At 33.4% G+C, this 11502-nt stretch carries 8 protein-coding genes; all 8 read left to right on the forward strand.

Annotation, left to right across the window (positions count from 1 at the left end):
- The first annotated feature begins 105 nt into the window (after positions 1–105).
- On the forward strand, positions 106–1845 hold the full coding sequence (locus tag BM153_RS04490) for a peptide ABC transporter substrate-binding protein (RefSeq protein WP_092871195.1): 1740 nt from the start codon (positions 106–108) through the stop codon (positions 1843–1845).
- 148 nt (positions 1846–1993) lie between these two features.
- A complete protein-coding gene (locus BM153_RS04495) occupies positions 1994–3160 on the forward strand; it encodes a glycosyltransferase family protein (RefSeq protein ID WP_092871197.1) in 1167 nt (388 codons plus the stop codon).
- A gap of 113 nt (positions 3161–3273) precedes the next feature.
- A complete protein-coding gene (locus BM153_RS04500; RefSeq protein ID WP_092871199.1) occupies positions 3274–4545 on the forward strand; it encodes a DUF4422 domain-containing protein in 1272 nt (423 codons plus the stop codon).
- Between the two features lie 230 nt (positions 4546–4775).
- Positions 4776–7400 carry a heavy metal translocating P-type ATPase gene (locus BM153_RS04505; RefSeq protein ID WP_092871201.1) on the forward strand — a complete coding sequence of 875 codons (2625 nt, stop codon included), beginning with the start codon at positions 4776–4778 and terminating at the stop codon, positions 7398–7400.
- Positions 7401–7547: 147 nt separating this feature from the next.
- Positions 7548–7820, forward strand: coding sequence for a metal-sensing transcriptional repressor (locus tag BM153_RS04510; protein ID WP_092871203.1), 273 nt, complete (start codon positions 7548–7550; stop codon positions 7818–7820).
- A gap of 242 nt (positions 7821–8062) precedes the next feature.
- Positions 8063–8605, forward strand: coding sequence for a phosphodiesterase (gene yfcE / locus BM153_RS04515; protein ID WP_092871205.1), 543 nt, complete (start codon positions 8063–8065; stop codon positions 8603–8605).
- Between the two features lie 24 nt (positions 8606–8629).
- Positions 8630–10816: a DUF7657 domain-containing protein gene (locus tag BM153_RS04520; protein WP_092871207.1), complete on the forward strand. Its 2187-nt coding sequence runs from the start codon at positions 8630–8632 to the stop codon at positions 10814–10816.
- Between the two features lie 305 nt (positions 10817–11121).
- Positions 11122–11325, forward strand: a complete 204-nt coding sequence (locus BM153_RS04525; RefSeq protein WP_092871209.1) for a hypothetical protein — start codon at positions 11122–11124, stop codon at positions 11323–11325.
- Positions 11326–11502 lie beyond the last annotated feature (177 nt).

Raw genomic sequence — 11502 nt, forward strand, 5'->3', positions numbered from 1 at the left:
CAATGATACAGTCTTAAAAGCCAGATTGTGGAGCTTTTTTCCGGGAAATGACTGTTTTATTGAATATATTGTATATGTAATTTTGAAAAAACGGAGGTAATTATAATGAAAAAAATGCTATCTATTTTGTTAGCTGCTTCATTAGCTGTCGGTGGAGTACTTTCCGGTTGTGGTTCTAACACTAATAAAGATGCCGGAAGTACCGCTGCAACAGACAGTTCAACAAAAGAAACAACAAAAGCTACTGCAGCTCCTGAATGGAAAGGTTATGATGACTTAATCAAAAAAATCAACACAACTTTAGACTTATCAGAGCGTGAAGCTTTACTTCATGATGCAGAGGATATGCTTATGGAAACAGGTGCAGTAATGCCACTTTTCCATCAGGTAGATATCTGGATGCTTAAAGATGGTCTTTCAGACCTTATTGTTTCAAATTGCGGTTATAAGTATTTTATGTACATGACAGGTACAAATGGAACATTAAGAGCATGCCTTGCAAGTGAGCCGGAATACTTAGATCCTGCCCTTAACACAACAGTTGATGGAGCTTGTCTTGCTGTTAACAGTTTTGAGGGTCTTTACAAATATACAAAAGATGATACTCTTATACCTGCTTTAGCTGAAGACACTCAGATAAGTGATGACGGATTAACATATACATTTACTTTAAAAGATGGTCTTAAATGGAGCGATGGTTCAGACCTTACAGCAGCTGATTTTGCATATGCATGGAACAGAGCAGCTGCAGATGAAACAGCTTCATCATATCAGTATCTTTATGATGTAGTTGCAAGAAATGATGATGGTACACTTAATGTAACTGCAAGTGAAGATGGAAAGACAATTACAGTTGTTCTTAACAGTCCTTGTGCTTATTTCTTAAAATTATTAGCTTTCCCGGCTTTCCTTCCTGTAAAACAAAGTGCTGTTGAATCAGCTGAAGGATATGAATCAAATCCTGGAGCATGGGCAAGCGAAGCAGGTTTTGTTTCTAACGGAGCTTATACACTTGAATCCTGGAAACATAATGAGAGCATGGTTTATGTTAAAAATCCTAACTACTATGACGCTGATAATGTAACAGTTGATAGACTTGAGTTTATGTTAAGTGCTGATGATACTGCAATTTATGCAGCTTATAAATCAGGTGACCTTGACTTTATTGATTCTTTACCTATCAATGAAATTCCAAGTGTTATGGATTCTTCAGAATTTGGAAAGATTACAAACTTAGGTACAACATATGTTACATTTAATGTAAACAGCGATTTATTTGCAGGAAAAACTGTTGAAGAAGCAAATACAATGAGAAAAGCACTTTCACTTTTAGTAGATAGACAATACATGGTTGATAGTGTTTGCCAGTCAGGTCAGGAGCCTGCAAACTCATTTGTACCAGAAGGAATGTCAGATGGTCATGACGGAATCTTTAATGATCAGGATGATGATTATACATATCCTGATAAAGAAGCAAAAGGATACTATTCAACAGAATATTCAGAAGATTCTCGTGAAGAAGCAATTGAAATGCTTAAGAGCATAGGATATGAATTTGATGATTCAGGAATGCTTTCTGCAAATACTCCTATTGCATTTGAATATCTTACAAATGATGCTTCTTTAAATGTTGGTGTTGCAGAAGCACTTCAGCAGGATTTTGCATCAATAGGAATTGACATGACAATCAAGACAGAAGAGTGGCAGGTATTTATCAGCGACAGAAGAAGCGGTAAATATGAAGTTGCTAGAGGATCATGGCTTGCAGATTATGATGACCCGATTTCAATGCTTGAAATGTTTACATCAAATAGTGGAAACAACGATCCACAGTTTGGTAAATAAATTTAAAGCTGTTATTTAAAATTGTAAAAAATCCCGGAAAAAATGGGCCCTTTTCTTATAATTTAAGAAAGGGGCTTTTTTTTGTAATAGGATACCCAAAAAAAACCGAAAACTATTATAGAAGATTTAAGGAGGTTAAATAGAAAATATGAAGAAGGTTTTGGTGTTTTCCTGGCAATCTTTTGGGCTAAATGACGCCATTGAAGGTTTTAAAAGTTTAGATTTTGAAGTGCACACATTTACCCATCAGGATGTGTACATGAGTTCAAGCAAGGAGTTTGACAGAACGTTTTATAATGCGTATTCTGCAAGAGACTACGAGTTTGTTTTTTCATTGAATTACTATCCTATTATTTCACAGAATTGTCAGAAATATGGAATTAAATATATTTCACTGGTGTATGACTGGCCATTGATGGGATTGTTTTCCTGTACGGTTATTAATCCCGTTAATTATATTTTTGTTTTTGACAAGGCTACAGTTATGGACTTTAGAAGAGGTGGTGTAAATAATATTTTTTATGCCCCTTTGGCAGTTAATGTTGAACGCCTTGATGAAATCGGAAGAGGATTTTACATAGAAAAAGACAAGGATGTTACCTTTATCGGCCCCTTGTACAATGAAGAAAACAGCTTTGCGAAGAAGTTAGAAGGTGCCAGTGATTACATTAGAGGATATCTTGATGGAGTAATGAAAGCTCAGGGGATGATTTATGGAACATACTTTATCGAAGATCTTTTGACGGATGATATAGTTAAAGAACTTGAAAGAATTATTCCTATAGAGTTTAACAGAGACAGTGTAATTGAAAAGAAGTATGTTTATGCCTACTTTTATATAGCAAGATATATGACACAGGTGGAAAGATATAAGACCTTAAAGGATATATCAGAATATTACAAATTATATCTTTATACCAACAATAATGCTCCTAATCTGCCAAAGGCAATAAATAAGGGACCGGCAGATTATTTACACAAAATGCCCTATGCGATAAAATCTTCTAAAATTAATTTAAACATTACTTTAAGAAGCATAAGAACGGGAATTCCCCTTAGAGCTTTGGATATAATGGGTTGCGGTGGATTTCTTTTAACTAATTTTCAAACGGATTTTCAGGAACATTTTGTACAGGGAATAGATTATGTGCATTACGACTCCAACTATGATATGGAAGAAAAATTAAACTATTTTCTTGTACATGATGATGAAAGAGAAACCATAGCTAAAAGAGGATATGAAAAGGTAAAAAAATTACATACTTTTGAAGTGAGACTTGCTGAAATACTTAAAATTGTTTACGGAAAAGACTGAAAATAGAATAAATAGAGGAAATATAATAATGCACTTACTTTACAAAAATTGTACGGAAAATTATAATTAGGATTGTCTAAGTGAAGAAATAATAAGGAGAACAGAGGTTACTGATGTCTACGAGTCTTTTTACAATTGCTCATATGAAATACACAAGAAGTGAGCCTGAAGAATACCAGATTATTCAGGCAGGAGCTGACATATTTGAAGAGATAGAGTGTCAATATAAGGATAATACAAAGGATAATATTTCCAAAAAGAATCCTTATTACGGAGAATTGACGGCTTTTTACTGGTTGTGGAAGAACTATCATGACTGCGATAACATAGTGATATGTCATTACAGATGTTATTTTATTGATTATGCCAGTAAAATCTTAGATAAAGCCGATTTTGAAAAATTACTGGACAGATGTGATATAGTGGTACCAAGACCCAGAAATGAATTTGAAAGCTTTGCTAAAAGTTTTTCCATGATTCATAATATTGTGGATCTTCTGGCGGTGGAGAAGGCTATTCTAAAAATCTATCCCCAGTATCATGAATCCTTTAAAAAGGTAATTTATGGCAAAAAATCCTATTATGGAAATATGTTTGCAACTTCAAAGAAAATAATGAATGGGTATATGGTCTGGCTTTTTGACATATTTAATGAGATTAGAAAAAGCCTGATTATCAGCGAATATAACGATTATCAAAAAAGGGTATATTCATTTCTTGCCAACCAGCTTTTAATGGTTTATGTCCATTATAATAATCTTACCTTTATAGAATTTCCTATAGGCTTTACCCAGGAAAAGCAGGAAACGATAGAATTAAAAGAAGAATTAAGGCGGCTGGTATCAGAAAAGAAAATAAAAAAAGCTCATGAATATTTCTATGATGTAATGAAAAAACGCCCTGATTTATCCTATACAAAAATAGAGTTTCGAAAGGAACTGGAATGTATGATACAGGTCATTCATACCTGTGAACAGGAGATAAATCTAAAAACGGCATGTATGCTGGATTATTCAACTGATCTTGATAAACTGGTTATTCATCATACAAATTTAAAAGAAATCCTTTTTAGAATAAAGGATGACATAGAGACGGAATTTGATATACATTACATGATTAATACAAATTCATCCTGGATTGAGTTTACCATGATAATAATTAATGATCCTATTCTTAAAGAGGATCAGATAGAATTGTTAAATAAAATTGCTCTGATATTTTATAATGAGGGTATTAAAGAAAAAGTTATACCTTTCTTTGAGCAGGCTTTAGGAATGGATGAAAATAATCAGGAGACCCTTACAAATTTAATAGATGTACTTGAAGGAATGGAAGAATACTCCCTGGCAGATAATTTCAAAAAAAAGCTCTTTAAACTTTTGTAGTTTTTTGACAGGCGAATTTGATAACCTTTCTTTTTTATGAAAATAAGCTTATCTACTTATATGTAAATAGGCTTATTTTTTTAACGGACTGGATATTATTAGTCAGTAAATATTAGTAAAAAAGATTTGACAAAATCAAAAAAAGGGTTTACACTAAAGACACCCCCCTAGGGGGGTGTCAAAAGGAGAATGTTAGTTATTATATATATCAAAAGGAAAGGAGTATTGATATGGGAACAGTTGTTAAAGAGACCTATGATATAACAGGTATGAGTTGTTCTGCATGTTCAGCTCATGTTCAAAAGGCTGTAGAAGGCTTAGAAGGTACATCTAAAGTTAATGTAAATCTTTTACAAAATAAAATGACCTTAGAAATTGATCAGGATATGCTTACATCCGATGATGTAGTTAATGCAGTGGTTAAGGCAGGATATGGTGCTACACTTAGAGAAAAAAGCACATCTTCCTCTGGTGTAAACACATCAAAAACTAAAAGTGAAGGCTATGATATGGCTAAAGTCCAGGCAGATAATATGAAAAACAGGCTTATTATATCATTTTCTTTTTTAATTCCACTTATGTATATTGCAATGGGAGATATGATGGGCTTGCCTCTTCCTTTCTTTTTAGCCGGTATGGAAAATATGATGGTATTGGCACTTACGCAGATAGTATTGTGTCTTCCAATTTTATTTGTAAATAGAAAATATTTCATAAATGGATTTAGAATGTTATTTAAAGGTGCGCCGAATATGGACTCTCTCATAGCTTTAGGGGGCGGTGCAGCATTTATTTACAGTTTGTTTTCAGTTTATGCAATGGCATATTTTTACGGTAGAGGAGAGGTTAAAGCGGTTCATCCCTTTGCCATGAATCTTTATTTTGAGTCAGCTGCCACCATACTTACCCTTATTACCTTGGGTAAATATTTTGAAGCCAGATCAAAGAGAAAAACCTCTGATGCCATTACCAAACTGGTAAATCTTATTCCAAAAACAGCACTTGTTGAAAGAGATGGAGTCCAATTAGAGATTCCTTCAGATCAGGTTGTGGTAGGAGATATTCTTATAGTAAAGGCAGGAGAGAGCATTCCCGTTGACGGTATTGTAATAGAGGGAACCTGTTTTGTAGATGAATCAGCTATAACCGGGGAGAGCATGCCAGTGGAAAAGAATGCTGGAGATGAAGTTACAGGTGCTACAGTAAATACATCAGGATTCTTTAAATTTAAAGCAACAAAAGTAGGGGAAGACACAGCTTTAAGCCAGATTATTGCCCTTGTGGAAGAAGCAGGTAGCTCAAAGGCACCTATTTCAAAGCTTGCAGATAAAATCAGCGGAGTATTCGTTCCAATTGTTATAGGACTTTCAATACTTACCTTTATTATCTGGTTTGCTTTGGGATATGAATTTACTTTTGCCTTAAGTCTGGCAGTAGCAGTACTGGTAATATCCTGTCCATGTGCACTGGGACTTGCCACACCTACTGCCATAATGGTAGGAACCGGAAAAGCGGCAGAAAACGGCATTTTATTTAAATCCGCAGAATGCCTTGAAACAGCCCATCAAATAGATAAGGTTGTACTTGATAAAACAGGAACCATAACCATGGGTAAACCTGAGATTACAGATATAGTATCATTTATAAATAAGGATGAATTATTAAAAATAGCATATTCATTAGAAGCTTCCTCATCCCATCCGTTGGCAATTGCCATAAACAATTATGCCATGGAAAATAATCTTGAAAAAGAAACAGTAAAAGATTATGAAGAAATTCCTGGAAGAGGTATAAAGGCTTATTATAAAGATGAAAAGGTAATGGCAGGTAATCTTACCATGATGCAGGAAATGGGAATTGACACAAATGCAGCCCAAAAAGATGCGGAAGAATTTGCAGATGAAGGAAAAACCAGCCTGTATTTTTCAAAAGGAGAAAATCTTATTGGAATAATAGCCATTGCTGATGTTATAAAAGAAAGTTCTGCAAAGGCAGTTGAAGAATTCAAAAAACAGGGCATAGATGTTTATATGCTTACTGGTGACAATGAAAAAACAGCAAGGGCAATTGGAAAAAAAGCCGGAATTGATAATATTATTTCTCAGGTACTTCCACAGGATAAGGAAAAGGAAGTTAAGAAATTAATGGATGAAGGCTATAAGGTGGCAATGATAGGAGATGGCATTAACGATGCTCCAGCCCTTACAAGAGCTGATGTGGGAATTGCCATTGGAGCAGGTACGGATGTAGCGATAGAATCTGCTGATGTTGTACTTATGAAAAGCTCATTATTAGATGCAGTAAAAACCATAATTTTAAGTAAAGCAGTTATGAAAAATATTAAGCAGAATCTCTTTTGGGCATTCTTTTATAATATAATCTGTATACCAATAGCAGCAGGGGCTTTATTTATTCCTTTGGGTCTTAAATTAAATCCTATGTTAGGAGCTTTGGCAATGAGTTTTAGTTCAGTATTTGTAGTAACCAATGCCTTAAGATTAAGATTTTTTAAATCCGGCTTTGAAGACTATGAAAAAGAAAATGATAAGAAAGATGCTGAAAAATCAGAGACTAAAATAAATATCCTTCAAAAGGAGATTGAATTTAAAAAAGCTTCCGAAAAAGAGGAAAAAACAAACTTAGATACCGTAAAAAAGACAATTCATATTGAAGGTATGATGTGTAATAATTGTAAAAAGCATGTAACAAAGGCTTTGAATAAAATGGAAGGTGTTACCTGTGAGGTTGACCTTGATAATAATTGTGCCTATGTTGAGCTTACCAAAGATGTAAGTGATGAAGAATTTGAAAAAGTCATTGCAGATGCAGGATACAGTGTTACCAGTATAGAATAGATTAAAGCGGACATTCGGAATCCGCTTAGCTACTTCCTCATGAACGCAGTGGCACTTTGTGCCACTGCGTTCAAAAGAAATAATGAAAAGCTTTTATATGGGTAAAAAAACGGATAGATAATATCTTTAATAAGGAGCTGGTTTATTATGAGAGCAGACAGAAAGAAAATAGAACAGTTATTAAAAACCGCCAGAGGGCAAATAGAAGGTATTTTAAAAATGATAGAGGATGACAGATATTGTGTGGACATATCAAACCAGATTATGGCTACGGAGGCCATTTTAAATAAAGCCAACAAAGAAGTAATAAGTGCTCATATAAAGGGCTGTGTACTAAGTGCAGCTAATAATGAAGATCAGTTTGAAAAAGAGAAAAAAATAGATGAAATGATTTCACTAATAGACAAGTTGGCTAAATAATACAAAAAAAACCTAAAATTTGACATGTATATAGCAAATTGGTAAAATTAATTGATAATTAAGATAAGTATTATTAAATACTATGAACCCAAATCAATTAGCAGGGACAGTTAATATGTCTAATTTGCTTTTATAAGAAAATTGCAACGAAAATTCTGATTATTTTCAGGAAGACAGACATCTTCTGAAAAAAGATTGGCTTTTTCGTTGCATTTGATTTTGTCTACAAAAGGGAGGAAAAAATGAAGTTACTATTTGCATCAGATATTCATGGTTCAGCATATTATTGCAGAATTCTCAAAGAAATCTATGAAAAAGAAAAGGCTGAAAAGCTGGTTTTATTAGGAGATCTTTTGTATCACGGTCCAAGAAATGACCTTCCAAAGGAATATGCTCCAAAAGAAGTGTTTGCTTTGCTTAATTCCATGAAAGAAGAAATACTTACAGTAAGGGGAAACTGTGAAGCAGAAGTTGACCAGATGGTATTGGAATTTCCATGCCTTGCAGATTATATGATTATTTATGATCAGGAAAGAATGCTTTTTATTACCCATGGTCATAAACACAATACTTCAAATATGCCACCTTTAAAAGAGGGAGATATTTTAGTTCATGGTCATACTCATGTACCTGTTATTGAAGAGGTAGGAAAAAACTATTATATTAATCCAGGCTCAATTTCAATTCCAAAAGATAATACCCCTCACAGCTATATGGTATATGAAAATGGAAAATTTACCATAAAAGATATAGAAGGCAATATTTATTTGGAAAAACAGTTTTAAAAAAAGAGTAGAATGTGAAAAAAGATGAATAAAAAGAATAAAGTAAAAGAAAAAGAAGATATATTTAAGTATCCCCTATATGTAAATATTTTGGTAATTTTTCTGGCAGTTTTTTTAGGAACTCTTATAGCATGTTTATTTACATTTAGGTTTAACCTGGCAGAAAACTATCATTACTTTTTTGACAAAGATAAGCTCTCAGCAGAGTTTGCAGGCTTAAACCTTTTAGGCTCTAAGATGTTTTGGATAAGAACTTTGTTTGCAATTATAGTAATGCATTATTTTTTGATGCATTTTATATGCAAGGTGTCTTATATTTATAACTGGCTTTTTGATAAAAGATATTTTGTGGGAGCAGGTATTTGGGCAGCGGCCACACTGCTGAATTTAAACGGTTCATCAATAGGCGCCTGGGGAAACTACCTTGGAATAAAAGCAACAGAGCCCATTTATGGAGTAATAAGATATATAAGAAGTGATGAGTGGGCTGTTTTTACCCCTATGATTTTTTCCCAGTCTTATGGAGATGCCTATTCCTGGTTTAGCAATATAATAAGAGGGGATCTTACGGATGTTTTTATAATTTATGCTCTTCCTGTAAAGAACATAATGTCCATTATTTTTAGACCTTTCTTAAATGGCTATATGCTCTTTGGAAATTCTCTTGGAATGGGATTTTTCTGGGTTGGAAGAATAGTTTGTCTCTATCTTGTATGGCTTGAATTATTTATGCTTTTAACCAAAAAAGATAAGAGATTAAGCGCTATAGGAGCCTTGTTTGTAGCAGTTTCGCCTCAGGTTCAATGGTGGTTTGCCATAAATGGTCTGGTGGAAATGCTGATTTTCGGGGCTTTGGCTATATTATTAGTAAATACTATAATGAAGACCACTTCAAAAATCATAAAGTTTTTTTGCTTTTTAGGACTTTATATATGTGCCGGAGGATACCTCTTAACCCTATATCCGGCATGGATGGTTCCTTTATTTTATGTATTTTTAGGTCTGATGGCTTATGTAATTATATTAAATATAAAAGACTATAAAATATCACTTTTTGATATTGCAGGGCTAGCAGTTACCATTGTCCTTTTTGGTGTAAGTATGTATTACATTTATACAGTTTCAGGAGAAACCATTCAAACGGTACTTAATACTGCCTACCCTGGACAAAGGGCAAATTCAGGAGGCGGAGGTTTAAACTTGCTTTTTAACGAAGGAATAAACCTTTTATCCCCTTTTAAATCATTAGAATCTTCTGTTGGTTCAAATGTATGCGAGGCTGCAACTTTCTTTAGTGCAGGACCTTTGGGATTAGCTATCTGTATTTACAATATGTATAAAAAGAAAAAGGCGGATCCTTTGGTAATATGCCTTATCATACCTTACATCATAATACTTGCCTATTGTGTAGTGGGATTTCCGGAATTTTTGGCAAAGATTACTCTTCTTAGTCATTCCACCTCAAAAAGAGCACTTTTAGGCCTAGGTCTTATAAATGTAATATTGATGATAAAAGGGGCAGGTGAGTTTGAAACAAAACTAAAACTTTCCCACTCCCAGATAATATCCTTGGCATTAGCAGCCTTATTAACATTTTTAACAGGCTTTGCAGGATTTAATTTAAGCTTAAAAATGTATGTGTTTATATTTGTTGTATATGTTTTATTTGTTTTCACAATAATAAATATAAACAATTACAAAACCCAGGCGGCACTGTTTTTAACAGCTGTATGCTTTATGTTGGGAGGAATGATTAATCCAATCAATTTTGGTACGGCAGATGTGACCAATACGGATCTTGCAAGGTCTATTAGGGAATATGACGAAAAAGACAGCAGATGGGTGTCAGATATAAGCTATTTGGCGGGAAATTACCTGATAATGCAGGGAGCCTCCACCATCAATTCAACCAATGTATACCCAGATTTAAAACGCTGGGAGGAGTTTGATAAGGATGGAAAATACAACGAAGTATACAACAGATATGCTCATATACAGATCCATATAGTTGATAAAGCAGTATCAGATGACAGGTTTTCTCTCTTTCAGGCAGACTGTATAGATATCTCATTATCAGTAAATGAACTGAAAAAAATGAAAGTTAACAGAATATTAACTAACCGGGATGACCTTGAAAGCTTGTCAAATAAAAAGGCAAAAGTAAAATTGCTGGGAGAGTGCAGTAATTATTACATCTATGAAATTGACTAAAATAACCAAAACTTTTAACAAAAATGTCAATGACTCATAAGATTTTCTTGTAATATGTGCAAAAATGGAATGTGGCTAATGATAACATTGGCCACTTTTTTTGTATTTAATATTTGTTGATTAGTAACATTGACAGTTTTTGGTATTTATAATATTATACAATCAAGTTGGATGTTTAATACAAATAAACAACCGCGGAAATCTCAATAACAATTTACAAATTTTACATCGATATAATTAGCCATATTGTGAATTGTTACAAGCTAAATATTGTACATTAAAAATTTCCTTCATATAAATGAAGGGTGGAAATCAAAGAATTAATTAAAAAAAGAAAGGAATTAAAGGAAATGCCACAAATTAAAGAAAAAGCAATGGAAGTAATCGAAAGTTTATCAGAAGAAAGCTTAATGGAGGCTATAACAACTCTTAAGCACATTCAGTCGTCAGAGAATAAACCAAGAATTGAGCTTATCCCAGAAGAAATAGACTGGATCAACGTATTATAATAAAGGATAATAATTAGAACGGAAAAAATTTAACAAAAAATAAGGAGCAATGTATAGCCGCTTTGCTCCTTATTTTTTTTGTTTTTATAAAAACATTAAAGCTTAAATTAGACTTTCGCAGAGGCTTTGGTATATAAGAATAAGCACATAGGGCATATAGAAGTTAAAAAACTAATA

The sequence above is a fragment of the Acetitomaculum ruminis DSM 5522 genome (genome assembly GCF_900112085.1).
GTDB classification, from domain to species: Bacteria; Bacillota; Clostridia; order Lachnospirales; family Lachnospiraceae; genus Acetitomaculum; species Acetitomaculum ruminis.